Annotated in this window: 24 protein-coding genes; 12 read left to right on the top strand and 12 right to left on the bottom strand. The window is 72.6% G+C overall.

What is annotated here, in order from left to right:
• Nucleotides 1-83: 83 nt before the first annotated feature.
• Both ACFC0Z_RS28560 and ACFC0Z_RS28565 read right to left on the bottom strand, forming a co-directional pair.
• Nucleotides 84-710 carry a YigZ family protein gene (locus ACFC0Z_RS28560; RefSeq protein WP_376443773.1) on the bottom strand — a complete coding sequence of 209 codons (627 nt, stop codon included), beginning with the start codon at nt 708-710 and terminating at the stop codon, nt 84-86.
• Nucleotides 711-719: 9 nt separating this feature from the next.
• Entirely contained in the window at nt 720-2,408 is a 1,689-nt protein-coding gene (locus ACFC0Z_RS28565; protein WP_376443775.1) for a PucR family transcriptional regulator, read from the bottom strand.
• A 268-nt stretch (nt 2,409-2,676) separates the two neighbouring features.
• Here ACFC0Z_RS28565 and ACFC0Z_RS28570 point away from each other — a divergent pair, with 268 nt between their 5' ends.
• The 3 genes from ACFC0Z_RS28570 (at nt 2,677) to ACFC0Z_RS28580 (ending at nt 6,264) form a co-directional block, all read left to right on the top strand.
• The gene (locus ACFC0Z_RS28570; protein ID WP_376443778.1) at nt 2,677-4,212 is read left to right on the top strand and encodes a long-chain fatty acid--CoA ligase; all 1,536 of its coding nucleotides are present in this window, start codon (nt 2,677-2,679) and stop codon (nt 4,210-4,212) included.
• A gap of 4 nt (nt 4,213-4,216) precedes the next feature.
• Nucleotides 4,217-5,725 (top strand): carboxylesterase/lipase family protein, encoded by a 1,509-nt coding sequence (locus ACFC0Z_RS28575; protein WP_376443780.1) that lies wholly within the window; start codon nt 4,217-4,219, stop codon nt 5,723-5,725.
• 95 nt (nt 5,726-5,820) lie between these two features.
• Nucleotides 5,821-6,264, top strand: coding sequence for a CoA-binding protein (locus ACFC0Z_RS28580; protein ID WP_376443782.1), 444 nt, complete (start codon nt 5,821-5,823; stop codon nt 6,262-6,264).
• Nucleotides 6,265-6,334: 70 nt separating this feature from the next.
• Here ACFC0Z_RS28580 and ACFC0Z_RS28585 read toward each other — a convergent pair whose 3' ends face one another.
• Nucleotides 6,335-6,907: a helix-turn-helix domain-containing protein gene (locus ACFC0Z_RS28585; RefSeq protein WP_376443784.1), complete on the bottom strand. Its 573-nt coding sequence runs from the start codon at nt 6,905-6,907 to the stop codon at nt 6,335-6,337.
• Between the two features lie 112 nt (nt 6,908-7,019).
• Between ACFC0Z_RS28585 and ACFC0Z_RS28590 the strand changes: the two genes are divergently transcribed.
• Nucleotides 7,020-7,883: an EamA family transporter gene (locus ACFC0Z_RS28590; protein ID WP_376443787.1), complete on the top strand. Its 864-nt coding sequence runs from the start codon at nt 7,020-7,022 to the stop codon at nt 7,881-7,883.
• Nucleotides 7,884-7,927: 44 nt separating this feature from the next.
• On the opposite strand, the gene ACFC0Z_RS28595 is transcribed toward ACFC0Z_RS28590, so the two are convergent.
• The 3 genes from ACFC0Z_RS28595 to ACFC0Z_RS28605 all read right to left on the bottom strand — a co-directional run bounded on the left by ACFC0Z_RS28595 (nt 7,928) and on the right by ACFC0Z_RS28605 (nt 10,494).
• On the bottom strand, nt 7,928-8,818 hold the full coding sequence (locus ACFC0Z_RS28595) for a hypothetical protein (RefSeq protein WP_376443789.1): 891 nt from the start codon (nt 8,816-8,818) through the stop codon (nt 7,928-7,930).
• Between the two features lie 109 nt (nt 8,819-8,927).
• Nucleotides 8,928-9,617 carry a helix-turn-helix domain-containing protein gene (locus ACFC0Z_RS28600; RefSeq protein ID WP_376443791.1) on the bottom strand — a complete coding sequence of 230 codons (690 nt, stop codon included), beginning with the start codon at nt 9,615-9,617 and terminating at the stop codon, nt 8,928-8,930.
• A 106-nt stretch (nt 9,618-9,723) separates the two neighbouring features.
• Nucleotides 9,724-10,494 carry an acyltransferase gene (locus ACFC0Z_RS28605; RefSeq protein ID WP_376443793.1) on the bottom strand — a complete coding sequence of 257 codons (771 nt, stop codon included), beginning with the start codon at nt 10,492-10,494 and terminating at the stop codon, nt 9,724-9,726.
• Between the two features lie 132 nt (nt 10,495-10,626).
• On the opposite strand from ACFC0Z_RS28605, the gene ACFC0Z_RS28610 reads away from it, so the two are divergent.
• Nucleotides 10,627-11,154, top strand: coding sequence for a gamma carbonic anhydrase family protein (locus ACFC0Z_RS28610; RefSeq protein WP_376443796.1), 528 nt, complete (start codon nt 10,627-10,629; stop codon nt 11,152-11,154).
• 85 nt (nt 11,155-11,239) lie between these two features.
• Here ACFC0Z_RS28610 and ACFC0Z_RS28615 read toward each other — a convergent pair whose 3' ends face one another.
• Both ACFC0Z_RS28615 and ACFC0Z_RS28620 read right to left on the bottom strand, forming a co-directional pair.
• Nucleotides 11,240-11,902, bottom strand: coding sequence for a DedA family protein (locus tag ACFC0Z_RS28615; RefSeq protein ID WP_376444150.1), 663 nt, complete (start codon nt 11,900-11,902; stop codon nt 11,240-11,242).
• Between the two features lie 67 nt (nt 11,903-11,969).
• Nucleotides 11,970-14,552, bottom strand: coding sequence for a beta-glucosidase (locus ACFC0Z_RS28620; protein WP_376443799.1), 2,583 nt, complete (start codon nt 14,550-14,552; stop codon nt 11,970-11,972).
• Between the two features lie 996 nt (nt 14,553-15,548).
• Between ACFC0Z_RS28620 and ACFC0Z_RS28625 the strand changes: the two genes are divergently transcribed.
• From ACFC0Z_RS28625 to ACFC0Z_RS28645, 5 genes are all read left to right on the top strand, one after another.
• The gene (locus ACFC0Z_RS28625; RefSeq protein ID WP_376443802.1) at nt 15,549-16,691 is read left to right on the top strand and encodes a MarR family transcriptional regulator; all 1,143 of its coding nucleotides are present in this window, start codon (nt 15,549-15,551) and stop codon (nt 16,689-16,691) included.
• A 51-nt stretch (nt 16,692-16,742) separates the two neighbouring features.
• Nucleotides 16,743-17,978, top strand: a complete 1,236-nt coding sequence (locus tag ACFC0Z_RS28630) for a DUF2637 domain-containing protein (RefSeq protein ID WP_376443805.1) — start codon at nt 16,743-16,745, stop codon at nt 17,976-17,978.
• Nucleotides 17,979-18,072: 94 nt separating this feature from the next.
• Nucleotides 18,073-18,438, top strand: a complete 366-nt coding sequence (locus ACFC0Z_RS28635) for a hypothetical protein (RefSeq protein WP_376443807.1) — start codon at nt 18,073-18,075, stop codon at nt 18,436-18,438.
• The gene (locus ACFC0Z_RS28640) at nt 18,435-18,632 is read left to right on the top strand and encodes a hypothetical protein (RefSeq protein WP_376443809.1); all 198 of its coding nucleotides are present in this window, start codon (nt 18,435-18,437) and stop codon (nt 18,630-18,632) included. The genes ACFC0Z_RS28635 and ACFC0Z_RS28640 overlap by 4 nt, the downstream gene beginning before the upstream one ends.
• 157 nt (nt 18,633-18,789) lie before the next feature.
• Nucleotides 18,790-19,698 (top strand): GIY-YIG nuclease family protein, encoded by a 909-nt coding sequence (locus tag ACFC0Z_RS28645; protein ID WP_376443812.1) that lies wholly within the window; start codon nt 18,790-18,792, stop codon nt 19,696-19,698.
• Nucleotides 19,699-19,772: 74 nt separating this feature from the next.
• Here ACFC0Z_RS28645 and ACFC0Z_RS28650 read toward each other — a convergent pair whose 3' ends face one another.
• Together ACFC0Z_RS28650 and ACFC0Z_RS28655 are read right to left on the bottom strand one after the other, a co-directional pair.
• Nucleotides 19,773-20,147 carry a hypothetical protein gene (locus tag ACFC0Z_RS28650; protein WP_376443815.1) on the bottom strand — a complete coding sequence of 125 codons (375 nt, stop codon included), beginning with the start codon at nt 20,145-20,147 and terminating at the stop codon, nt 19,773-19,775.
• Complete coding sequence (locus tag ACFC0Z_RS28655; protein ID WP_376443818.1) at nt 20,147-21,331, bottom strand: helix-turn-helix domain-containing protein; 1,185 nt, start codon at nt 21,329-21,331, stop codon at nt 20,147-20,149. The genes ACFC0Z_RS28650 and ACFC0Z_RS28655 overlap by 1 nt, the downstream gene beginning before the upstream one ends.
• 201 nt (nt 21,332-21,532) lie before the next feature.
• On the opposite strand from ACFC0Z_RS28655, the gene ACFC0Z_RS28660 reads away from it, so the two are divergent.
• Nucleotides 21,533-21,700 (top strand): hypothetical protein, encoded by a 168-nt coding sequence (locus ACFC0Z_RS28660; RefSeq protein WP_376443821.1) that lies wholly within the window; start codon nt 21,533-21,535, stop codon nt 21,698-21,700.
• Nucleotides 21,697-21,900, top strand: a complete 204-nt coding sequence (locus tag ACFC0Z_RS28665) for a hypothetical protein (RefSeq protein ID WP_376443824.1) — start codon at nt 21,697-21,699, stop codon at nt 21,898-21,900. Before ACFC0Z_RS28660 ends, ACFC0Z_RS28665 begins: the two co-directional genes overlap by 4 nt.
• Before the next feature lie 151 nt (nt 21,901-22,051).
• On the opposite strand, the gene ACFC0Z_RS28670 is transcribed toward ACFC0Z_RS28665, so the two are convergent.
• Both ACFC0Z_RS28670 and ACFC0Z_RS28675 read right to left on the bottom strand, forming a co-directional pair.
• Nucleotides 22,052-23,191 (bottom strand): hypothetical protein, encoded by a 1,140-nt coding sequence (locus ACFC0Z_RS28670; RefSeq protein WP_376443827.1) that lies wholly within the window; start codon nt 23,189-23,191, stop codon nt 22,052-22,054.
• Nucleotides 23,192-23,200: 9 nt separating this feature from the next.
• The gene (locus tag ACFC0Z_RS28675; RefSeq protein WP_376443830.1) at nt 23,201-23,869 is read right to left on the bottom strand and encodes a histidine phosphatase family protein; all 669 of its coding nucleotides are present in this window, start codon (nt 23,867-23,869) and stop codon (nt 23,201-23,203) included.
• Between the last annotated feature and the right edge of the window lie 30 nt (nt 23,870-23,899).

Here is a 23,899-nt window from a genome sequence, read left to right on the forward strand (position 1 = left end):
TGTGCTCCGTCCACGCTATCCCGACCGGAGGTGTGAGCGGGGCCATACGGCACATGGGCCCTCGCCACATGGGGGCGGCCCCCTCACGCGTCGCCGTACGCCTCTCCGCCGAGCTCGAACGCCGCGGTGCCCGCCGTCGTGTCGGCGAGCCAGGCGCGGAAGGCGGGGACGTCGGCGTCCGGGAGGCCGATCTCGATCGTGACGGCCTCGGCGTACCGCACGTCGCGGACGGCGCGCCCGGTGGCCCGCAGGTCGTTCTCCAGTTTGCCCGCCCGCTGGTGGTCGACGGTGACGGTGGCGAGCCGGAACCGCTGCCGGGTGATCGTGCCGAGCTCGTCGAGCGCCTCGCCGACCACACCGCCGTACGCGCGGATCAGCCCGCCCGCCCCGAGCTTCACGCCGCCGTAGTAGCGGGTCACGACGGCGGCGACGTAACGCATCTCACGGCGCAGGAGCATCTGGAGCATCGGGACGCCGGCGGTGCCGCCCGGTTCGCCGTCGTCGCTGGCCTTCTGTACGGAGGCGTCGGCGCCGAGCACGTACGCGAAGCAGTTGTGGGTGGCGGTCGGGTGTTCCCTGCGGACGCGCGCGACGAACTCCTGCGCCTCGGCCTCGTCGGCGACGGGGGCGAGCGCGCAGAGGAAGCGCGAGCGGTTGATCTCGGTCTCGTGCACGCCCTCGCGGGCCAGGGTGCGGTACTGCTCCTGCATCCCGCCAGCCTACGTTCCGTCCGGCCCGTACTCCCCGGCGGCCGGTTCGGGGGCGCCGCCGCCCGCACCGTCCTGACCTGCGAAGGGCAGCGCGCGGAGGGCGAGAGCCCAGCCGAGGCGGGCCTCCCCGCACTCGCTGGAGCGGCCGGTGAGCTCGGCGACCCGGCCTATGCGGTTGAGGACGGTGTTGCGGTGGCAGTAGAGGAGTTCGGCGGCGCGGGCGGCCGAGCAGCCGTGGTCGAGCCAGACGCGGAGCGTGGTGAGGAGCGCGGTCCGCTCGCCGCCGGTCGCGAGGACGGGCCCGAGGTGGACGGTGACGATCCGCTCGGCGATGTCGGAGCGCCCGCCGAGGAGCACCTCGGCGAGCCGCTCGTCGAAGACGGCGGCCTCGCCGCTGCCCGCCGGGAGGGTACGGAGGGTCTGCTCGGCGAGCCGCAGGGCGCGGCCGGCGTCGGAGAGCCGTTCGAACTCCGGGGAGATCCCGGCGGTGGCACCGGTCAGCTCGCGCAGGACGTCCCGGAGGGCGTCGGACTGGTCGGACCCGCCGACACCGAAGGCGCCGCCGGCACCGCCGGCGCCCAGGAACCCGCCGCTGCCACCGACGCCGCCGACCGCGCCGGGCCCGGCGGCCACCCGGGACCCGCCCGGCCCGCCCGGCCCGCTCGACCCACCGGACGCGCTGCCGGAGCCCCGGCCCCGGGAGGCCCCGCCGGGGCCTCCCGTCCCGCCGCTCCCGGCGGCCCAGGTGCTCCCGGCGGCCTGGCGGACGCCGCCCGGTTCCCGGCCCGCGGCGAACCCGCGACTCGCGCCCGCTCCCCGGGCCCCAGAGGTACGGGCCGCGACGGAGCCCCAGCTTCCGGCGCCGCCCCGAAGGCCCGCGCCGGGCCGCCCCGCGGGGGTGTCGCGGCGGGGCAGGCGGACGATCCCGGCGTACCGGCCGGCGCGTGGCCGCCAGAACGACCACATCCCGTGGGCCTCCAGGACGGGCGCGAGGTCCGGAGGGGCCGCCGGGTCCTGGGCGGCGACCACGACGACGTACCGGTCGAGGGACGGGACGCCGAGCGCTGCGGCGGCCGCCGTGGCCACGGCGGGGTCGTCGGCGCGGCCGTCGAGGAGCGCCTCGAAGAGGGCGACGCGCCGGGTGTCCCGGCGGCTCTGGAGCTCCAGTTGGGCGAGCCGGTACTCGTCGGCCATGGCGACGGAGTAGCGGTCGATGGTCTCCCAGACCCCGCCGGCCATGTCGAGTTCCAGGTCCCTGCTGTCGGCCTCCCGCCCGGCCCTGGCCCTGAGGTGTTCGGCCATGACCTGCCAGAGGACCCGGCCGCCGCGCCGGTAGGCCTGGAGGACGGTGTCGAGGGGGACGCCCTGCTCGGCGCGGCGGCGGCCGGTCACGCGGGCGGCGCGTTCGAGGTCGCCGCCGGTCGGGGCGATGCCGCCGAAGTCCTCCAGCGCGCGCAGGAGGTTGTCGCGGCAGATCTCCCAGAGGTCCTCGCGGGTGACGGGCGCCCCGGAGGCGTACGTACCGGAGTGGGCGCGGATGTCGTCGACGGCCCGGTCCGTGAGCCGGTCGACGTCGGCACGCATCGCGGTGGCGAGCGCGCGCCGGAGGGCTGCGGAACCGGCTTCGGAACCGGCGGCGGTGCCGGGGGGCGTGAGGCCGCCGTCGGAGGGTGACGCGGCGGCCGGGCGGTGCGTCATGGGCCGCACGGTAGCGCCGGGTTTTGGCGAATGCCACGGGTCGGGCGGGACGGGGTGGCCGCTGCCCAGCTCGGAGCGGCACATGGAGGGCATCTGCACATGGTGTCGGAGCGGGGACGCGGCGGATTCTGTGCCAGGTCGGGACGGTGTCCGGTGCGCCGCCACCACGTGCGCCGCCGCCACGTGCGCTGTCGCCATGTACCGCGCCGCCACGTGCGCCGTCCCCACTGTCCTTGGCCCTTGTGTGTGTCCCTCCCTGGAGCGTGTCATGTCCCTGAGCGTCGCCGCCGTCCTGGGCGAGTCCGCCCGCCACTTCCCCGACCGGATCGCGGTCGTCGAGGGCGCGGCCCGGCTCACCTACCGGGAGCTGTGGACGGAGGCCCTGCGCTGCGCCGCCGGACTGCGGGAGGCCGGGGTGAGGCCGGGCGACCGGCTGGCCGTCCTGCTCCCGAACACGACGGAGTTCCTGCGCGTCTACTACGGGGCCCTCGCGGCCGGGGCGACCGTCGTCCCGGTCCACGCGCTGCTCGTCGCCGACGAGGTGCGGTACGTCCTGGAGCACAGCGGCGCGGTCGGCATCGTGAGCGGCGGGCCGCTGTGGGCGGTGGCGGACGAGGCCGCGCGGGCCGCCGGGGTTCGGGCCTTCCAGGGAGCGCCCTCGGCGGCGGACCCCCTGCCGGCCGCGGAACCGGCCGATCCGATGGACGTCGCGGTGGTCCTCTACACGAGCGGGACGACGGGCCGCCCGAAGGGCGCCCTCCTGACCCACCTCAACATCGTCATGAACGCCTCGGTGACCTCGCGGGACCTGCTCGGCATCGGCGCGGGCGACGTCGTCCTCGGCTGTCTGCCGCTCTTCCACAGTTACGGCCAGACCTGCGCGATGAACGGGACGCTGCGCGCGGGCGCGACGCTCGTGCTCATGCCCCGGTTCAGCGGCCCGGCCGCCCTCGGCGTGCTCGCCGACGAGGGGGTGACGGTCTTCATGGGCGTGCCGACCATGTACCACGCGCTGGTGGAGGCGGCCGCGGGCTCCGAGCGGCGCCCGGCGGCCCTGCGCGTCGCCGTCTCGGGCGGGGCCGCGCTGCCGGTCGCCGTCCTGGAACGGTTCGAGGAGACCTTCCGCACCCAGGTGCTCGAAGGGTACGGACTGACCGAGACCTCGCCGGTCGCCACGTTCAACCAGTCCCACATAGGCTGCCGGCCCGGTACGGTCGGGCACCCCGTGTGGGGCGTGGAGGTGGAGATCGCGGACGCGGCCGTGGAGCGGGAGATCGTGTTGCTCGCCCACGGGGAGGTGGGGGAGGTCGTGGTGCGGGGCCATAACGTCTTCGCGGGATACCTCGACGATCCGGAGGCGACGGCGGCCGCGATCGTGGACGGCTGGTTCCGTACGGGCGACCTGGGCGTCAGAGAAAAGGACGGCGGCTTCCTGCGGATCGTGGACCGGAAGAAGGACCTCGTGATCAGGGGTGGGTTCAACATCTACCCGCGCGAGGTCGAGGAGGTGCTCGTCCGCCACCCCTCGGTCTCGGAGGTCGCGGTGATCGGCGTCCCCGACGACGCCAAGGGCGAGGAGGTGTGCGCGGTGGTGGTACGCCGGGAGGGCGCGGCCCCGCTCACGGAGGTGGAGCTCGTGGAGTGGGCCAGGGAGCGGCTCGGCCGCCACAAGTACCCCCGGATCGTCCGCTTCGTCGACGCCCTCCCCCTCGGTCCGACGGGCAAGGTCCTGAAGCGCGCGCTGACCGCGGGAACCGCCGCGGCCATGGCCACCGCCACCGCCACCGCACCGACGGAGGGCTGAACCGATGACGAAGGACGGATCGACGAGCACGGCGGCGGAGGTCCGCACCGCCTCGGGCACGCTGCGCGGCACCCTCCGCGACGGCGTCGCCGCCTTCCTCGGCGTGCCCTACGCGCAGGCCCCCGTGGGCCCGTTGCGGTTCCGCGCCCCGGAGCCGGTCGAGCCCTGGGAAGGCGTACGGGAGGCGACGGCGTTCGGTCCGACGGCGCCGAAGCGCCCGTACGCGCCGCCGCTCGCCGCACTCCTCCCCGACCCCGAGGTCGCCGGGGACGACTGCCTGAACCTCAACGTATGGGCGCCGTGGGAACAGGAGCACCAGGACCAGGATCAGGAGGAACAGGAGCACGGCAGCCGTCCGGTCATGGTCTGGATCCACGGCGGTTCCCTGCTCCACGGCTCGTCGGCGGTCCCGGTCTACGACGGCACGGCCTTCGCCCGCGACGGCGTCGTCCTCGTCTCGCTCAACTACCGCCTGGGCATCGAGGGGTTCGGGGTCTTCCCCGACGCGCCCGCCAACCTCGGCCTCCGCGACCAGATCGCCGCGCTCACCTGGGTGCGGGAGAACGTCGCGGCCTTCGGCGGCGACCCGGAGCGGGTGACGGTCTTCGGCGAGTCGGCGGGCGCGATCTCGATCGCCGCCCTGCTGACGTCACCGCTCGCGAAGGGCCTGTTCCGCCGGGCGGTGCTCCAGAGCGGTCCGCCGGCCGCGCTGCCGCTCGACGCGGCCCGTACGGCCACGGAGGCGGTGGCCGCCGCCCTCGGCGTACCGGCGACGGCGGAGGCCTTCGCCCGTGTGGACCCGGAGCGGCTGCTCGCGGCGCAGACGGAGGCGACCGCGAAGGGCTCGCCGCTGACGGACGGGCCGTCCTTCCAGGTGGCGGTGGACGGCGAGGTGGTGCCGCGCGACCCGGTGGAGGCGCTGGACGCGGGCGCGTCGGCGGACGTGGACCTGCTGCTCGGCACGACGTCGGAGGAGTACCGCCTCTGGTTCGTGCCGGGCGGTCTCACCGACCGGATCGGCCGTCTCGCACAGTGGTACGTCCTGCGGAAGGCGAGGGTCCCGGCGCGGACGGCACGGGTGTACCGCGCGGGGCGGCCGGACGAGAAGCCCGGCGAGGTGCTGGGGGCGATCGTCACGGACAAGCTGATGCGCCTCCCGCTGTACCGGGTCGCGGACGCCCGGTGGCGGCGGCGGTCGGGGACGAACTCCCCCACGTACGTGTACGAGTTCGGCTGGCGCTCCCCCGTCCTCGGCCTCGGCGCCTGCCACGCGCTGGAACTCGGCTTCGTCTTCGACACGCTCGACCTGCCGGAGACGCGGGCGCTGACCGGGGCCGACGCGCCCCGGGACCTGGCGACGGCGATGCACACGGCCTGGGTGGAGTTCGCGAGGACCGGCGACCCGGGCTGGCGCCCGTGGGACCCCGCGCGCCCGGTGATGACCTTCGGCCCGGGCCTTCCGGCCGTCGTCGAGTCCCCGCGCGAGGCCGAACGCCGCTCCTGGGAAGGCTGACCGGTTTTGGCGGAGCGGTACGGGAATCAGCGCGGCGCCCCGCCGGTTCTCCCCGTGGACGATCCGATACGCGCCGATGAGAGGCAGCAGAGACGATGAGCGTCGACACCACGACCGCCGAGCCGACCGAGTACTCCGCCGAGGACGCGGTGCGCCGCATCCTGACGTCCACCGGGGACACCTGGGCCGTGGTCGGTCTCTCCGGGAACCGGCGGCGTGCCGCGTACGGCGTGGCGGAGTTCCTCCAGAAGTCCGGCAAGCGGATCGTGCCGGTCCACCCGAAGGCCGAGACGGTCCACGGCGAGCAGGGCTACGCCTCGCTCGCCGACATCCCGTTCCCGGTCGACGTCGTGGAGGTCTTCGTCAACAGCGACCAGGCCGGAGCCATCGCGGACGAGGCGGTCGCGATCGGCGCCAAGGCGGTCTGGTTCCAGCTGGACGTCATCGACGAGGCCGCCTTCGCGCGTACGCGCGAGGCGGGCCTGGACATGGTGATGGACCGCTGCCCGGCGATCGAGATCCCGCGTCTGAACCGCTGACCGTCCCCCGTCCCCCGTCCCCGGTCCCTGGCCCCGATCCCCCGTCCCCCGTCCCCCGGTAGGGGAACGGTCAGCGGGCCGGCGGGATCGAGACGGCCATCGTCATCTCGGCCGGTTCGTCGCCGTCGTTGCGGTACGTGTGCGGCACGTTGGCCTCGAAGACGGCCGACGTGCCGGCCGGGATGGGGTGTTCCACGCCGTCGACGACGAGCGTGAGGACGCCGGCGGTGACGTGCAGGAGCTCCGTCGTGCCCGAGGGGTGCGGGTCGGAGGCGCTGCCGTCGCCCGGCATGAGGGTCCAGGACCAGAGCTCCAGGGGGCCGCGCGCCTCGGTTCCGACCAGGAGTGTGGTGTGGCTGCCCATGTCGGTGGACCACATACGGACGGCCTGGCTCGGCGGGACGAGCCGGACCTGAGGGCCCTGCTCGTAGTCGAGGAGGGTGGTGATCGAGACGCCGAGCGCGTCCGCGAGCTTCACGGTCGTACCGACGCTGGGGTTGGTCCTGGCCTGCTCGATCTGGATGATCATGCCCCGGCTGACCCCGGCCCGGGCGGCGAGCGCGTCGAGGGTGAAGCCCCGCTCCTTGCGCCAGCGCTTCAGGTTCCGGGCGAGCGACTGCGTGAGCTGATCGAGGTCCGACACATTCCGTCCAATATTCTGGATGACACAGTTCAGTACAGTGAACTACGGTGGGCTGTACCCGACCGTTCACCGCACTGTACTGCGTCCCGCCGTACGGGACTGCGAGGCTTTCATGACCGCCCTGTTCGCCCTGGCCACCAGCCTGCTCTGGGGTCTCGCCGACTTCGGCGGCGGACTCCTCACCCGGCGGATCCCCGCCCTCACGGTCGTCGTGGTCTCCCAGGTCCTCGCCGTCCTCGTCCTCGGCGTGGTCGTCCTCGCCACCGGGGCGTGGACCGAGGCCGACCCCCGGCTCTGGTACGCGGTCGGGGCCGGCGTCGTCGGCCCGGCGGCGATGCTCGCCTTCTACAAGGCGCTCGCCCTCGGCCCCATGGGCGTCGTCTCGCCGCTCGGCTCGCTCGGCGTGGTCGTCCCCATCGGCGTGGGACTGCTCGCGGGCGACCTCCCCGGGCTGTGGCAGGTCGCCGGGATGGCGGTCGCGGTCCTCGGCGTGATCCTCGCGGGCGGACCCGAGCTGCGCGGCGCGCCCGTCCAGCGCCAGGCGGTGCTGCTGACCCTCGTCGCGGCCTTCGGCTTCGGCGCGGTGATGGCGCTCATCTCCGAGGCGTCGACGACCGTCACCGGTCTCTTCCTCGCCCTCTTCGTGCAGCGCGTCACGAACGTCCTCGTCGGCGGTGTCGCGCTGTACGCCTCCGTCCGGCGCGGCGGCCGCGCCCTGCCCGCCGAGGGCGCGTCGGTCATCCGCACCGCGCTCCCCGCCCTGGCCTTCGTCGGCCTCGCCGACGTCGCCGCCAACGGGACGTACGCGCTGGCCGCGCAGTCCGGCCCGGTCGCCCTCGCCGCCGTACTGGCCAGCCTCTATCCGGTCGTCACGGCGCTCGCCGCCCGGGGCGTCCTCAAGGAACGTCTCCGCCCGGTCCAGGCGGCCGGAGCGGGCCTGGCCCTCGCGGGAGCGGTCCTCCTGGCGACGGGCTGAGGCCACTCCGCGCGCGACCGGAAGACAGCCGGGGTCAGCCGCGGTCAGCGTCCGTTCATCCGCAGCACCCTGACGGCCTCGACCGTCGCGTGACCCCGCCATTCGAGCTCCGCGGCGGCCGAGTAGCCGGCGAAGTCGACGGCCCACCCGCCATCCTGCCGCTGCCCGCGTTCCAGGCGGTCGAGGTCCTCCGACACGGCCCGCGGGTCGAGCAGGGCGCGGACCGGCCGCCCGGGCCCGGGCGCGTAGGCGAGGAGGTGCAGCGTCTCGCCCTCGGCCCCGCCGGCCACGGCGAGCGCCCCGTCCTTCGGGACGAACCGTCCGAGGTGGTCGATGAGTTCACGCGCCTCCGGGTGGGAGTCGGCCGCGGCGTCGAGGAACTGGAGCGCGAAGGAGAGCACGTACGCGAAGGGCTCTTCGTCGATCTCCCGGATCGCGTCGAAGCAGTACCGCGTCGCCTTCGCCGTCCACGGATGGTCCCGGACGGCCGCGTCCCACCGTGCGGCGCGATACGCCTGCGCCGCCACCGCGGCCGTGATCTGCGGCGACGACTCCGAGGGATCCGCGCCCGCCCAGAACGGGGCGCACGCCACGGGGTCGGCGACCGGAAGCGCGAAGGGCAGCCCGCCGTCGGGCAGCGTCACGGAGTCGAGCCAGTCGAGGAGGGAGACGGTGTGCGGCGAGGTCGCGGGACCGGCGTCGGCGAGCGCCTCAAGGGCGTGCTGGGCCCCTCCCGGCTGGCTCTCCGGTGCGCGAAGATCGGGTTCGAGTCCCCATCCGTAGCCTCCGTCGGCGTTCCGGTAGGCGTCGAGCCCGTGGAGGACGGCCTGCCGGGCCGCCTCGCTGTCCATGGTGACGGCCTCGAAGCGCCGCCGATCGAGAACTCGGGCGTGTGAGGCCATGAACGCTCGCGCGCGGCCCAGGTCGATGCTCATACGGGAACGCTGTCATCCGTCGGCCGCGCCGGTCTTGAACGAAACGGCCGGACGGGAAGAACGCGACGGCGCAGCCAGGGTCGACCCCTGGTCGGCCCCTAGCCGGTCCCTAGTCGGTACGCGTGAGCCTGCCCGGCGTCCGGCCGGTGAGCCGCTTGCTCTCCCGGGTGAAGTGGGCCTGGTCGGCATACCCCGCCGTCGCCGCGGCATCGCTCAACGACAGGCCCGCCCGTGCCATGCGCAGGGCACGCTGGAAGCGGTGGATCCTCGTGAGCGTCGCGGGACCGTAGCCGAAGAGCCGGTCACTGAGGCGCCGCAAGGACCGCTCCGGCAGGTCGTGGAGCTCCGCGGTCTCCCGCACGCTCAGCCCTTCGCGAGCGGCGCGGTCGAGCGAGGCCGCGACCCGCAGAACGGAGCGATCCGGAGCCGCCCGCTCCCACAGGGCGACGAGGACCCGTTCGAGCGCGTCGGCCGCGTCCTCCTCGAACGACCGGCCGTCCTGCCCGGGCAGCGCGACGAGATCCGTCAACTCGACGCGCTGGTCCCTGAGTTCGCGCGCCGGAACACCGAGCAGCGCGTGCGCCACGCCCGGCGCGAGCCGGAGACCCCAGGTCACCTCGCCCGCACGCGTCGGCACGACGAACGGCCGCGTGTCGGGGCCCGCCACGACGAGCCGCTCCTGGAACCACATCAGGTCCATCACGCCGTCGGGGGCGATGCTCTCCTCGGCACCGTCCGAGAGGACCCGCCACGTCGTCGCACCGGTTCGGGCGCCTCGTCCCGCCGTATAGCTCCGCACGCGTCGTCCACCTCCGCACCGCGCACCCGCCCGCGATCCACTGTAGTGCCGACGGCTGTAGTGCCGACGGCCCGCTCAGGGGACGGCCGACGTGTCACGGGGAGGGTCAGGAGGAGACGGCCTCGGGCGTCGTCCCCGCCTGCTCGGCCTCCCAGGCGGCGAGCGCCGCGAGCTGCTCGGCGGTCACGCCCTCCGGGAGCGGCACGGGGGCCGGGGTCCGCAGCGGGGGCTGCCAGCCGTTCTCGGCGTCCCAGCGGCGGACGACCTTGGCGGGGGCGCCCGCGACCACCGAGTGGTCGGGCACCTCGCCGCGGACGACCGCGCCCGCCGCCACGACGACGTTCCGGCCGATGCGCGCGCCGGGCAGGATCACCGATCCCGTGCCGAGCCAGCAGCCGGGGCCGATGGAGACGGGCTCGGAGCGGGGCCACTGGCGGCCGATGGGCTCGTCCGGGTCGTCGTAACTGTGGTTGGTCGAGGTGATGTAGACGTTCGGGCCGCAGTACGTGTCCGAACCGATGGTGATCGTCGTGTCGGCGATGACGTGGCTGCCCCGGCCGAGAACGACGCCGTCGCCGAGGGTCAGGACGGTCTCCGTGCCGAGGTCGAGGCCCGGCAGCATGCCCGCGGTCAGGGTGACCTGCTCGGCGATGATGCAGCACTCGCCGATCTCGATCCACCGCTCGCCGAAGACGGTGCCCTGCGGGAAGGCGAGCCGGGTGCCCGCGCCGAGGCGGCGGAAGCGCAGCCGCCCGGGGTGCTCGGCGGTGACGGAACCGGCCTGCTGCGCCCAGCGCCAGCCGCCCTGCACGGCGCGGGCGACGGCCCGGCGGCGCCAGGCGGCGAGCGAGGAGAACGTGTTTCTGTTCCTGGGCATCCGGCCACCGTAGTCGGCGCCGTCGTGCCTGATCAGTGCGGTGCGCTGTGATGTCCGTCATGGGCACGGCATAGGGTGCGGGCGGGGGCGACCCCCGGGTGCGACCGTACGGCTGACGATCAGGAGCGAACCATGTCAGAGGCGTTGATCAAGGGTGTGGGCGGCAAGGAGCCGAACGTCGATCCGACCGCGTTCACGGCGCCGACGTCCGTGGTCCTCGGCGAGGTGACGCTCGGCGCCCGCGCCAGCGTCTGGTACCACGCGGTGCTGCGCGCGGACTGCGGTCCCATCACGGTGGGCGAGGACGCCAACATCCAGGACAACACCACCGTCCACGTCGACCCCGGCTTCCCCGTCTCCATCGGGGCACGGGTGACGGTCGGGCACAACGCGACCGTGCACGGCTGCGTGATCGAGGACGACGTGCTCGTGGGCATGGGCGCGACGGTCCTCAACGGCGCCCGGATCGGCGCGGGCTCGCTCGTCGCGGCGCAGGCGCTCGTGCCGCAGGGCATGGAGATCCCGCCGGGCTCGCTCGTCGCGGGCGTCCCGGCGAAGGTCCGCCGGCCGCTGACGGACGAGGAGAAGGAGGGCATCAAGCTGAACGCGGAGATGTACCTGCACCTGGCGAAGGCGCACGCCGAGGCGTTCGACCTCTGATCGGCGCCTGATCGGCGTCTGTACGCGGAGGAGGGCGGCCCCCAGGTCAGGGGGGCCGCCCTCCTCGTACGTCGTCATCCGGTGCTCAGTCCGCGACCGGCACCGGCTCCGGAGCCGTCTCCCCGGTCTCCTTCGCCCGCTCGGCCGCCGCCTTCTTGGCGCGGTTCTTGATGACGAGCATCGACGCGGCGCCGATCAGGACCGCGAGGACGAGACCGAGCCAGGAGAAGCGCTTGAGCCACGCCTCGGCGACGACGCCGACCGAGTAGATGACGGCCGTCGTGCCGCCGGCCCAGAGGATGCCGCCGAAGACGTTGGCGACGAGGAACTTCCAGTACGGCATGTGCAGGACACCGGCGAGCGGGCCCGCGAAGATGCGGAGGAGGGCGACGAAGCGGCCGAAGAAGACCGCCCACATGCCCCACTTCTCGAAGGAGCGCTCGGCGAGCCCGATGTTGGCCTCGCTGAAGTGCTTGGGGAACTTCCCGCCCAGCCAGGCGAGCAGCGGCCGCCCACCCTTGCGGCCGATGGCGTAGCCGATCGAGTCGCCGATGATCGCTCCGGCGCTGGCGCAGGCGCCGAGCACCCACGGGTTGATGTCGCCGTGCTGCGAGGCGAGCAGCGCCGAGCTCACGAGCACGATCTCGCCGGGCAGCGGGATACCCAGGCTCTCCAGGCCGATCACCACGCCGACGAGCGCGTAGATCGCGACCGCCGGGATCGTCTCCAGCCACTCCTGTACGTGCAACGCGGTTCCTCCCGTGTCGGTGCGCCCGGCGTGCACCGCGTCGGGCACGCCGGGGCAGCCTACCCGGTCAGGGTGTACGGACCTCGACTCCGATGCTGAGCCCGGGGTCGGCCGAGGAGGTGCCGACGCGGACGGTCCTGCGGCCCGTGCCGAGGATCCAGGCGTGCCGTGCGGTGTCCCAGGAGGAGAGGCTCCGGGCGGTGACGGGGACGGTCACCCGGCGCCGTTCGCCGGCCGCGAGCTCCAGGCGGCGGTAGCCGGCGAGGGCGGAGCGCGGCTGGTCGACGCCGATCGCGGTGAGGTCCGGGGAGGGTCCGACGTACACCTGGGCGACCTCGACGCCGGGGCGGCGGCCGGTGTTGCGGACGGTGAAGGTGACATCGAGTCCGCCGGCACGCTCGGGGGACCCCTCGGACACGGTGAGGTCCTCGTACCGGAAGGTCGTGTACGAGAGCCCGTGGCCGAAGGGGAAGAGCGGGGTGACGCCCTCGGCCTCGTACCAGCGGTGGCCGACGTGGACGCCCTCGCCGTACTCCTCCACGCCGTCCCGGCCCGGGTAGCGGCGCGGGTCCCCCGCCGTGGGGTGGCCGTCCTCGGAGGCCGGGAAGGTCTGGGTGAGGCGGCCGCCGGGGTCGGCGTCGCCGAAGAGGACGGCGGTGGTGGCGGCGGCGCCCTCCTGGCCGGGGTAGTACATCTGGAGGACGGCGGCGGTCCGTTCCAGCCACGGCATGGTGACGGCCGAGGAAGTGTTGAGGACGACGGTCGTCCGGGGGTTGGCGGCGGTGACGGCCTCGATCAGGGCCTCCTGGTGGCCGGGGAGGGCGAGCGTCGTCCGGTCCTGGCCCTCGGTGGCGTCCTCGTAGGCGAAGAGGACGACGCTGTGCGCGGCGCGCGCGGTCCGTACGGCCTCGGCGACGTCGGCGGCGCGGGTGCCGCCGGTGACGGCGCGGAGCCGGAAGAGCTGCCCCCCGGGGCCGCCGTGGGCGGTGATCCGCAGCTCGTGGGGGCCGGCGGCGAGGCGGAGGGTCGCGCGGCGGACGGTGAGTCCGTCGGGTGCCTGCCCGAGGAGGCCGCCCGCGAAGTACTCGGCGACGCCCTCGCGGACGGGGAAGAGCTCGGTGCCGTCGAGGCTGACGGTGGGGCGGGCCCCGCTGTAGTGGACGAGGAAGGTCCACTCGTCGGGGTCGGTCGCGGTGAGGGTGGTGGTCCGGCTCCAGGTGGTTCCGGCGGCGACGCGGACGCCTTCGAGGTCGACGGCGGGCCGCAGGGGCGGGAGCGGGCGGCCGAAGAGGTCCTCGCCGACGGCGAACGTGACGGTGGCGTCCTTCCCGGCCCTCGCGCGGAGGGCGTCGAGGGGGCTCGTGGCCGCGTCGGGGACGACGTGGGCGCTGCCGCCGCCGCTGACGAAGGGGACGGCGGCGGTGGGGCCGACGACGGCGAGGGAGCGGGCGGCCCGGTCGGTGAGGGGGAGGGCGTTCTTCTCGTTGCGGAGGAGGGTGGCTCCGGCGGTGGCGACGCGCAGGGCGAGGCGGGCGCCGGAGTCGGCGTCGCGCCCGGGGCGCGGGGCCTCCGCCGCCGCGAGGAGCCCGAACCGTTCGCGTACGGCGAGCACGCGGCGCACGGAGCGGTCGACGGCGGACTCGTCGATGCGGCCGGCGCGGACCGCGTCGCGGAGGGCGGCCCCGTAGCGGGAGCCGCCGGGCATCTCCATGTCGAGCCCGGCGGAGAGGGCTCCGGCGGTGGTGTGGACGGCGTCCCAGTCGCTCATGACCCAGCCGTCGAAGCCCCAGCGTTCGCGCAGGATCGTGGTGAGGAGGGTGGTGTTCTCGGCGGCGTGGACGCCGTCGACCTTGTTGTACGCGGCCATGACGGCGCCCGCTCCGGCGGCGACGGCGGCCTCGAAGGCGCGCAGTTCGGTCTCGTGGAGAGTCTGTTCGCCGGCGCGGACGTCGACGGTGGCGCGGTCGCGTTCCTGGTTGTTGAGGGCGAAGTGCTTGACGGTGGCGACGAGGCCCTCGGCCTGGACGCCCCGGATCTCCTCGGCGACGAGGTCGGCGGTGAGGAGCGGGTCCTCGGAGAAGGTCTCGAAGTTCCGTCCGGCGTACGGGGTGCGGATGAGGTTGGCCATGGGGGCGAGTAGCACGTCCTGGCCGAGGGCGCGGCCCTCGCGGCCGACGACCCGGCCGTAGGCGCGGGCGAGGCCGGGGTCGAAGGCGGCGGCGAGCATGACGGGCGCGGGGAGCGCGGTGGCGGTGCGGTGGACGCGAATGCCGGCGGGGCCGTCGGCGAGGCGGAGCGGCGGGATGCCGAGGCGGGGTACGCCGGGGACGTACCCGGCCTGGCCGAGGCTCGCGGGGTCGGCGGCGCCGTGGAGGAGGGAGACCTTCTCGTCGAGGGTGAGCTCGGCGAGGAGCCGGTCGACCCGGCCGCGGGGTGCGGCGGGCTTCCCCCCGGGGTGCCGGGTGGCGGCCGCGGCGGGCGAGGCGAGGGCGGCGGCGCCGCCGAGGGCGAGCAGGAGCGCGCGGCGGGAGAGCCGGGGGCCGCGCCGCCGGGCCCTGGGGCCGCCGTGGGGGTTCTCCGGGGCGGGGGTGGCGGGTGAGGCTTCGTCGGACTTCTCGTCGGACAGGTCGTCGGACACGTCGTCGGACACGCGGCGGCTCCTTGGCGCGGGGTGCGGGCCCGGCCCGGGTGCGTCCGTGCCCTGTCCGCACTATGCGTGACGGATCGTCCGTTTCGGCCCCGGCGGCCCGGAACACGTCGGCCCCCGCACCCGAAGGGGGGTGCGGGGGCCGCGGACGCTCGCTCCGGCCTGGTCAGGCGTTCGGGCGCAGGGTCCAGACGACGGTCGTTTGGGCGCTGGGAATACGGGACCTGGGGAGTTGAGCAGCCGAACGGCATCTGACCTGCAAGTTTGCGTCCCTGTGCGTCCCGAAGCGTCCCGGACGATCCCGCGCCAATGGGACCTGAGAACTCCCTGGCGCGGGGAGGGTTCGCACATGCCGCCTTGATGAGGTCACGGCGGCCCCGCGCATGCGAAAGGCCCGGAGTTGGAGCTCCGGGCCTTCCATGAGGCGAGGTTCCGCTGGACCGAAGTCCAGTCAGCGACCGGTCAGGAGCGTCAACTCCACCCCGGTCGAGTCCTTCGAACCAAGGACCCCGGTACCCCCGAATGCCTCGTCAGCATCAGGGGCCCGCCGCCGAGAGGTACCCCAACCATCCCGGCGCGAACGCCCTGATTATTGCAGCTCACTCCCACGCACTACAGGACTGGGAGCACCCTCAACGATCTCTTTCAGCCAATCTAACGACCCCCTCGCACCTCCCGCACCCCCGGAGTACCGCTGAGACCTGCGAGCAAGGCTCGGGAGCCTCTGGGACGCGTCATGACGCAAACGGCGCATCTCCGACGCACCGCTCTGCTGATCCGAGAGCCGTACGCACGGGCCTCCTGGCCGCGCTGCCGCCCCTATCCCGGCGCACCCACGCTCTCCTAGTCCAGGGCGACACCACCAGCACCTATGCCCGGTGGTCCCGCCAGCGGGGCGGCAAGGACTCGGCAGCGGCCGATCACGCCTGGGCCGTCACCCGCGCGGTGGCCGCTGCCGCCGCGCGCGCCGGATGGTCCCGGACCGACTTCATCCAGGTCATGCTCGACGGCCCGTACAAGGCCGGTGTGCACGCGCGCCTCATCGAGCGCCGCCGCGAGCGTACCCGCGCCGTCGAGTGGCTCTCCCGGGCCTGGGAGGGCGCCTCCGCTCACGTCGCGTCGACCGATGCCATCGCGGCTCGTACGGACTTCCACGCTGCCCTCGCCGAGCTGCGCGCCCAGGTCGAGCGGACCCCGTGGCCGGGTGTCGCGGGGAAGACTGACCTGAGGAACCTGATCGCCCGACTCGTCGTCTGCGAGCAGGCCGGCGGCTGGGACCACGCGGTTTCCGAGCGGGACCTGGCCGAGCGGATGGGGTGCAGCCGGGAAACGGCACGGAGATCGAACGGGCGCCTCATGGAACGAGGTCTGCTCCGTCAGCTCAACGGCGGCTCCGCGACCGAGGCCGCGGGCTGGATGCTGATCAAGCCGGTGGCGGAGCGTTCGTCTCAGGGCTGGGCCACTACCCAGGGGCCGAAGGCTGGGGGGGTCCTGAGTGGCCCCACGGCGAGACAGCCCGCAGCCGATATCGACTCTCGCGCGGCCTCGAAGATCATGCCGGAGGACGCGTTCGCCCACTTCGGGCTCGGGGGCAGTGGCCTCGCCGTCGTCGCTGCGCTCGCCGAGAACCCGGACCAGACGATTGATCAGCTTCAGGGCACCGCCTCCGTCTCCCGCCCGACCGCGTACCGGGCCGTCGGCAAGCTCCTCGCTCTCGGCCTGGTCGTGAAGGACGGCGAGACCTACCGGCTTTCCAAGCAGGCCCTCGACGGCATCGGCGCGCGGACCGAGGAGTGTCCGGAGCCGGTCCGGACGTGGGATGAGGCTGCCGAGCGCCTCGGCGTAACCGGAGCCGGTGAGCGACGCAGGATCCGGCACGCGGCCCAGCGCGAGCACTGGGAGAAGCTCCGGGCTCGCCTCGCCGAGAACCGCCGTGCCGCCGTTCCCGCGCGCCACCTGCACGCCGTGGACATGGACCTGGTCGGCGATGACGGCCTTGTGGTCGACCCGGTGTCGGGCGAGGTGATCGAGGACCTGCTCGTCGCGGATGACAGCTGCTGGATCTGGCACGAGACCGAGCCCGATCGTGCCATCCTCCGTGCCCGCGCACGCGCTGCGGAGGAGGCATGGATGGCTGCCTGACCTGCGACGTCTCACCGCTGGACCACCTCAAGACCACCTGAAAGAAAGTTCATGAACAAGCAGCAGCACACCCCCGCAGTGGAGATAGACACGCGCACGGGCCTCGTCCAGATCACCGGGGCGCGGAGGAAGCTCGCCCTCGCCGTCGGGACCGGCGCCCTGGTGATCGCCGGAATCGGTTTCGCCGGGTCCTACGGGGCTGTGGCCAACCTTGCGGTGACCAAAGGCTTCGGCGGCTTCGCGTACGTCTTCCCGATCGGCATCGACGCGGGCATCGCCGTTCTCCTCTCGCTCGACCTGCTCCTTACCTGGGTCAGGATTCCCTTCCCCGTCCTCCGCCACGTGGCGTGGCTGCTGACGGCCGCGACGATCGCCTTCAACGCCGCCGCCGCGTGGCCCGACCCGATCGCGGTCGGGATGCACGCCACCATGCCCGTGCTGTTCGTCGTCGTGGTCGAGGCCGTACGCCATGCCGTCGGCCGTCTCGCCGATATCGCCACTGACCGGCATATGGAGGGCGTCCGTTTCTGGCGTTGGCTCCTCTCCCCCATCCCCACCCTCAAGCTGTGGCGCCGGATGAAGCTGTGGGAGCTGCGCCGGTACGAGGACGCCGTGGGCCTGGAGCGGGACCGGTTGATCTACCAGGCCCGGCTTCACGCCCGGTTCGGGCGGCGGTGGCGGCGCAAGGCCCCCGTCGAGGCGGTCATGCCGCTGAGGCTGGCCAAGCTGGGCGTTCCACTCGTCGAGACCGCCCCCTTCGGCCTCACGGCAGCGGGCATAACCGTGGAAGGGCCTTCCGCTCCTTGGCCCCTCCCGGGTGACGTGCCAGAGCTGCCCGCCTCCGAGGAGAAGTCACTGACCGCGCGCGAAGTGGCCGCCGTCCCGTCCCCGAAGACAGTTCTCGCGGCGGACAAGCCGCGGCAGGAAGTGCGTGTACGTATCCCTGTGCGAGCCATGCCGGGACCCGAGGTCCAGACGGGCGCGGGACAAGCGGAGCAGGCGGCCACGGAGACCGCCCTGGAAGAGCCGGACACGCAGGCGGCCGACCGAGGCAGCGAACCGGAAAAACCGCAGGTGACGCCCGTCAGTCCGGGGCCGGCGAACCCGCTCGCCGCTCGCAACGCGAGGGCATCCGAGGACGCGGCCAAGCGGTACGCCGCCTACTGCGACGGCTGGTCCCAGGCGCAGAAGGACACGCCGAAGATCACCTTCTCCGAGTTCGCCGAGCAGCTCGGCGTGTCCACCCGGACACTCCGCCGGGCCCTCGCGGACAAGACCGATGCCTGACCGGCACCTAGTGGTCGCCCTCGGAGCGGACGCCCCGGTCCGAGAACGGCCACGAGGCCGCCGGCCTCATACCCCGACGCGAAAGGCAGATTCCATGCCCAGCCCCGACCCCACCAAGGCCGCCATCGCCACCGCCGAGGCCATACGCAAGATCAACCACGCATCCCTGAACGGCCGCCTCACAGCCCCACAGATCTCGGCCACCATCCAGGGCCTCGTCGCCGCCGTCGACCGAATGCCCCAGGCCCTCGAACAGCTCGCCGCCCAACTCCGCCACCGCCAGGAACAGGGGCAGATCCGCATGGACGACGGCTCGGAGTCCGGCAACGCCGTCCACGCGGTCCTGGCCTACCTCGCCGACGCCGCAGGCGACCTGGAGGCCCTGGCCGTCTCCCTGCACAACGCCGCCTCGCCGCTCTTCCACATGGCACACACCGACACGAAGGGAACCGCGGCATGACGAACCCCATCCGCTTCCAGTGCCTCGAACCGCACGACGGCCTGAGCGCACCCGCCTACGGCATCCACTCCAGCCGACCCGAGTTCATCAAGGACTCCGTCGACCGCAACGCGTGCGAGCACATCACGCCCGAGGAGCGCGAGGAACTGTACGCCGGCCGCGTCCCCGCCCGGCTGGTGCCGCAGCAGGACTGAACAGAAAGCCCCCGCCCCTGCATGTCGCCGGTCCGCGGGGGCTTTCGCATACCCACGCTAGGTGTCAGTGCCGCCAGGTAGCGTTGCTTCGTGGTTGTGCACCTGCCCGCCATCGACGTCCTTCTGTGAGCCGATAGCCCTGCCTGGTAGGAGAGTTGTGACTCGTAAGGCCACGCGCCGCGACCCCGACCGGGTCTACCTGATCGGTGACGCGAAGACCATGAAGGTCAAGATCGGCATAGCCTCGGACCCCAAACGCCGTCTGTCGGAGATCCAGACAGGCAACCCTGCCAGACTGGTGATCTTCGCTGTGTTCCACGGCGATGCCCGCACTGAACGTGCCCTCCACAAGCGATTCGCCACCCGCCGCCTGTCCGGCGAGTGGTTCGACTTCAGCGACATGGACCCCGTCCAGGCAGTGACTGCGGCGGGACTCACCCTGGACAGCGCATATCCCCTGTGGGAGGCAGAAGACCCCGAGGCGTACAACAAGCACTTTGTGCGGAACGTCGAAGCCGCCCACGACACCAGCACCCCGACGGGGTTCCGCCGCTTCGGCCGCTTTGCCGTGGGTCTCGGCATCTTCATTACGGCCTACGCCGTGCTGTTGGGCTGGGTCTCGAACATGGCACTCCTCCCACAGATCATCTTCTCTGCGGCCATCCCGTGCTTCCTCATCTGCGCTGTCGCCGCCGACATCAGTAACCGGACTCAGGTGCTGGATCAAGGCCCGGTGCTGGCGGTGATGTACGGCCTGGCCACCATCGTCACGTCCGCCCCCGCCGTCGCCTACGCGTTGGAAGCCACCGAGGGCCACCCTGACCGCATCCTGACGTGCTCCTACGTGGCCTTGGTGTTTGCCTTGGGCCCTGTTGTCGTACACGTGGGCCTCGAAAGCTTCTACCCCACGCTGGACGACAGGGTGAAAGAGCGCATCAGGGCTGACAGAAGGCAAGCGGCGCAGCTCGAAGAACGCAAGATCAAGAACATCCGGCACGCCCGCAGCCTGCGCCGCTACTACGAGATGCGAGGCGAGTCCCTCCCACCGGCCGAGGGCCTTGACTGAACTCCGAACGTTGGCAACGAGGCCCCCGTCCTGGTCTCCGGACCAGCGGGGGCTTCGTCGTCTGCTGAGGTTGATCAGACGGTCTGCTCGATGTGCTCGAAGATGTCCGCGTCAGTCTGCTGCTGCCACTCGGGCAGGGCGTCCCAGTCGGCGACGTAGCCGGGCTTCGGGTCCTCGATGTGCTTGTGGATCTGCGCGATCCAGCACAGCGCGACGAAGCGGCCCTTCTGCTCCCGGCTCAGCTTGGCCGTCTGGCCGCCGCTCACCTGGACGAAGGCGCGCACCTGGCCGTAGACGGCCGCCGCGGACTGCCGTTCCCACTCCGGCGTCTCGTCCCACGGTGCGATGTAACCCGGCTTCGGCTCGCCGGGGAAGTGCTTCTTGACCCCGGCGATCCACGCCTCGCGGAAGATCCGGCCGTCCTCGTCCATGCTGTCGCCCTTCGTCATCAGATGGTGGCCCCGATCTTCTGGGAGAACCGGCGCAGCCCCGGCATCTCCGGGTGCATCATCAGCAGCTCCGCCGCGATCCCTCGGACCTTCGGCCGGGTCGCCTCCTCCGGCGCGTACGACGCCAGGGCACGCAGCGCGTGGAACGTCTTCTCCGGCTCGTCGAGCGCCTGCCAGACCCGAGCGACGTCCATGCACATACGCCCCCGCCGCTCGGCCGTCGGCAGTCGGCGCGGGTCGAGCTTCTCCGCGTACATCAGCGCCTGGTCGTCCTCGCCGAGCGCGTGGTGGACGGAGATGCGGAAGCCGCGTGTCTGGGCCTCTCCGAACTCTCCCGGGATATAGAGGCGCTGTGCGGCCGTCTCCCGGCGCTTCGCCGTCTCCTCGGCCTCGCCGATCAGCTCCATCGCCTGCCCCCGCGAACCGGCCTGTGCGGCGCTGTACGAGGCCGTCAGCATCAGCGTGCCCCGCATCGCGAGCTCATCAGGATGCTGCCCCAACCGTCCGGCCGCTTCGTGGAGATGGTCGATCGCGGCCTGATAGTCCCCGCTGCGGCGCAGAGAGACGCCCATGGAGTGCGCGGCCTCGCCCATCACCACGGGATTGCCCGTCAGCTCCGCCTGAGCCCGCGCCCGCTCGGCCGCCACCCACGCCATGCCCTGATAGTTCTTGATCGCGAGCTGGGCAAGCAGGACGTACGCGCGGGCCGCGATGTCGTGGGCTTGCGAGGCAAGGGAGCCGGAGATTAGCGACGGCAGCGTCCGCCCCAACTTGCTGTACTGGGCCGCCTGGAACACCGTCCGGGCCTCGACGAGCGCGGAGAAGAGCGCTTCACGCGACGCCGGCCGCGCGTTGGGAAGGTGAAACAGCGACCGCTCCACCAACTCCTTGGGGTCGGCAGCGGCGGCTGCCGTGCCGGGCAGTGCGGCAGCGATTCCGACCCCCAGCCCGAGCGTGAGCACTTTTCGGCGGTGCACGGCATCCCCTTCGAGTCCGACGTCATCAGCAGTCAGCCCCAGGACACCACATAACGCGATCAGCGTGTCCTCGTCCGGCTGGATCTTCCCGGTTTCGACCCGCGACAGCCACGAGCCGGAGTATCCGACGGCTCTGCCGACCTCGCCTTGCGGCAGGCGTTTGGCGTTCCGAGCCTGCCGCAGCACATCCCCCAGTGATTCGCCCATGCACAGAGTGTGCCGATCCACGCACAGACTTTGCAGACCCTCAGTCAGACATAGTCCGAACGAGTCCGGCCGCGTTCACTGGTCTCACGCCCCCGGAGGTTGAAGGACCCTCTGGGCGGCTCCCCCGAGGCAGCGGGCCGTACCGCGTCCCGCCCGTCGCACCTGCGGCCCGCTGCTGCCCCGTCCGAGAGGAGCGACCGCGTGACGACCTCCGACCTTCCCCGCAGGACCCCCGGCGCAAGCGGCCGGACGTACATGCCGACGGAGCCCCAGCCGGGTGCGCCGAGCCGGGCCCTGCGTCTGCGAGCGGCCGAAGGCTGGGAGCGGTTCATGCGCCGCGCCGAGAGCCGGCCGGAGGCGGGGACGTGAACCCGGTCGATCCGGACGGGTACGAGCAGCACCCGCTCCTGTACAAGATCGTCCGCGATATCGCGTCGCGCGGGGAGGGTGTCCTCGTCGCCGTGACGCACGAGCTCCACAGCCACGGCACCGTACGTCTCGCGCACATCCGCCCCAAGGGCGGGATCGAGTGGACGACGGCCGCGGACAATATCCAGCTCGTCCCGTGATTCGGTTACGGCGCTGGGGGTGGCGTCAGCATCTCGCCGTCCTCGCGTACGCCCTCGTCGCTACCGCCGTCGTTCTCGGCCTCGCCATCGCGGGTACGCCGGGCGGGTAGCCCGCCGGCCTCCGCCCGCCGTACCGCCAGTCCGACCCTGCCTAGAGCGGCCTCTGCGCACCGCGCGCTGTCTGTGAGGAGGGAATGACATGGGGCAGCAGATCGATGTCCGTGAGCCAGCCGGTGTCACCCGCGCGTACCGCCTCACGCACAGCCGCCTGGCGCTCGGGGTCGGGGGCGACGCCTTGCGCGAGGCAGGCTCGTCGGAGGAACTTCACGAGTCCGGCCACCCGTTCGGGTCGCACCTGGTCCTTCTCCCTCAGAGAACACAGGGGGAGGTACCAGTACTCGAACAGGTCGCGGACGTGCGGGCTGACGCGGTGGACCTCGTACAGGCTTTGTCGGCTGCTGGTGTCGCCTTCGGGGACGCGGCCGTGGAGGGCGTAGCGGACGCGGGTGCCGTCGAAGTGGCGGAAGGGCTGTCCGTGGGCGGCGATGTGGGCCGCCGCGTTCTGGGTGGTGGTCATCGCGGCCGTGTCCGCGCCGTGGCTGCGAGCGGCGGCGAGGACGGTGACGTGGAGGGCGGCGCGGGGGTCGAGGACGAGTCCGGGCAGGCCGAGGGGGGCGAGGTCGATTCCGTGGCTGCGTGTGCGGGAGAGGATGAGCTGCTCGGGCACATTGGCCGCGATGTTCATCAGGTGCCGGGGTGGCCGGCTGTGGTGCGCGTGGAAGTCGTCGGTGTCGAGGACGGGGTGGTCGGGGTCGCGGTCGGCGATCAGGTGCCGCTCGGTGCGGGGGCGGGTTTCGGTGTTGCCGCAGTTGCGGCAGGGGTGTGGGCCGGTGCCGGTCATGTGGTCGCAGTGCGCACAGACTCGGACAGTGGTCGGCCTGATGGTGAGGGCGCCGTCCGCCAGGCGGGCGGCGATCATCTCCCTTGCGAGCGCGGCCACGGCCGGGTCGGCATCCGTGAGGACGCCGCTTTGCGGGAACGTGCCCGGAGGGTACTTACCGTGGATGGTGTCGGTCTCCAGCGTCGTGCGGTCGACCGGCCGCTGTTCGGTTTGGGCGCGGTGGCGCTGGTCGCCGGCGAGGGTCGTGGTGTTCCACAGGTGGGGTGCCTGCGGGTTGAGGGCTATGGCGTTGAGCGCCTCGGCTATGTGGATTCCGGTGGCTTTTCCCGGACGGTCCGCGAAGGTGAAGTCGCCGTTCTGGACCGGGCCGTTGAAGAACATGACGGACATGGACCCTCCTCAGAGTTTCGACTCGATGGTCTCGACGAGGTGGCATCGCGCGCCGTGGATCTCGTATCGGAGGATGGCGGCGTTGGCCATCTTGTGCGCGCGGAACTCGGTAACGAGGTCTTCTACTGGTCTCTGCTCGAACACGGCGCGCAGGGCCATGATCGTGGTGAGGTGCGTGACGGCGACGACCGTGCCGAGGGTGGCGGCCTGGCGGACGATGTCCGCGAACCGCGCGGCGCGTGCATAGACGCCTACCGCGAGGGATTCGCCTCCGGGACCGGGAGGAGTCCAGGTGTGCTTGCGGTGGCGGCGGTCGTGTTCCTCTTCCGGGTACGTGGCGAACAGTTCGGGCAGTCCCATGTAGGTGACGTCGCCGTAGTGCATCTCGTTCAGCAGTCCGGTCACGCTGAGGGTCTGCGACGTCGGGAAGGCGATGGTGGCGGTGTCGACGGCCCGCCGGTACTCCGAGGTGAAGACCTGCGGAGCCGGGCCGGTGAAGGGGCGCAGGGCCTCGGTGAGCCAACAGGCTTGGCGGAATCCTCTGGGCGTCAAGCCGACCAGATCCCGGGACAGTTCGTGTGCGGCAGATCCAGTCCACGGGCGGGGGTCCTGGTAGAACCCGGTGTTCTTCGTGGCGTTCTCGATGGACTCGGCGTGACGAACGATGGCCAGCATCATGGGTCGGCACATTACGCGCAGACACGGGCA

Origin of the sequence: Streptomyces sp. NPDC056144 (assembly GCF_042264145.1) — a bacterium.
GTDB lineage: Bacteria > Actinomycetota > Actinomycetes > Streptomycetales > Streptomycetaceae > Streptomyces.

Excerpts from the sequence above, each read along its gene's own strand:
- ACFC0Z_RS28610 (WP_376443796.1), top strand. The coding sequence starts at position 10,627 with ATGTCAGAGGCGTTGATCAAGGGTGTGGGCGGCAAGGAGCCGAACGTC.
- ACFC0Z_RS28670 (WP_376443827.1), bottom strand. The coding sequence starts at position 23,191 with ATGTCCGTCATGTTCTTCAACGGCCCGGTCCAGAACGGCGACTTCACC.
- ACFC0Z_RS28650 (WP_376443815.1), bottom strand. The coding sequence starts at position 20,147 with ATGACGAAGGGCGACAGCATGGACGAGGACGGCCGGATCTTCCGCGAG.
- ACFC0Z_RS28560 (WP_376443773.1), bottom strand. The coding sequence starts at position 710 with ATGCAGGAGCAGTACCGCACCCTGGCCCGCGAGGGCGTGCACGAGACC.
- ACFC0Z_RS28675 (WP_376443830.1), bottom strand. The coding sequence starts at position 23,869 with ATGATGCTGGCCATCGTTCGTCACGCCGAGTCCATCGAGAACGCCACG.
- ACFC0Z_RS28625 (WP_376443802.1), top strand. The coding sequence starts at position 15,549 with ATGCTCGACGGCCCGTACAAGGCCGGTGTGCACGCGCGCCTCATCGAG.
- ACFC0Z_RS28575 (WP_376443780.1), top strand. The coding sequence starts at position 4,217 with ATGACGAAGGACGGATCGACGAGCACGGCGGCGGAGGTCCGCACCGCC.
- ACFC0Z_RS28630 (WP_376443805.1), top strand. The coding sequence starts at position 16,743 with ATGAACAAGCAGCAGCACACCCCCGCAGTGGAGATAGACACGCGCACG.
- ACFC0Z_RS28580 (WP_376443782.1), top strand. The coding sequence starts at position 5,821 with ATGAGCGTCGACACCACGACCGCCGAGCCGACCGAGTACTCCGCCGAG.
- ACFC0Z_RS28595 (WP_376443789.1), bottom strand. The coding sequence starts at position 8,818 with ATGAGCATCGACCTGGGCCGCGCGCGAGCGTTCATGGCCTCACACGCC.
- ACFC0Z_RS28570 (WP_376443778.1), top strand. The coding sequence starts at position 2,677 with ATGTCCCTGAGCGTCGCCGCCGTCCTGGGCGAGTCCGCCCGCCACTTC.
- ACFC0Z_RS28655 (WP_376443818.1), bottom strand. The coding sequence starts at position 21,331 with ATGGGCGAATCACTGGGGGATGTGCTGCGGCAGGCTCGGAACGCCAAA.
- ACFC0Z_RS28605 (WP_376443793.1), bottom strand. The coding sequence starts at position 10,494 with ATGCCCAGGAACAGAAACACGTTCTCCTCGCTCGCCGCCTGGCGCCGC.
- ACFC0Z_RS28635 (WP_376443807.1), top strand. The coding sequence starts at position 18,073 with ATGCCCAGCCCCGACCCCACCAAGGCCGCCATCGCCACCGCCGAGGCC.
- ACFC0Z_RS28640 (WP_376443809.1), top strand. The coding sequence starts at position 18,435 with ATGACGAACCCCATCCGCTTCCAGTGCCTCGAACCGCACGACGGCCTG.
- ACFC0Z_RS28565 (WP_376443775.1), bottom strand. The coding sequence starts at position 2,408 with ATGACGCACCGCCCGGCCGCCGCGTCACCCTCCGACGGCGGCCTCACG.
- ACFC0Z_RS28590 (WP_376443787.1), top strand. The coding sequence starts at position 7,020 with ATGACCGCCCTGTTCGCCCTGGCCACCAGCCTGCTCTGGGGTCTCGCC.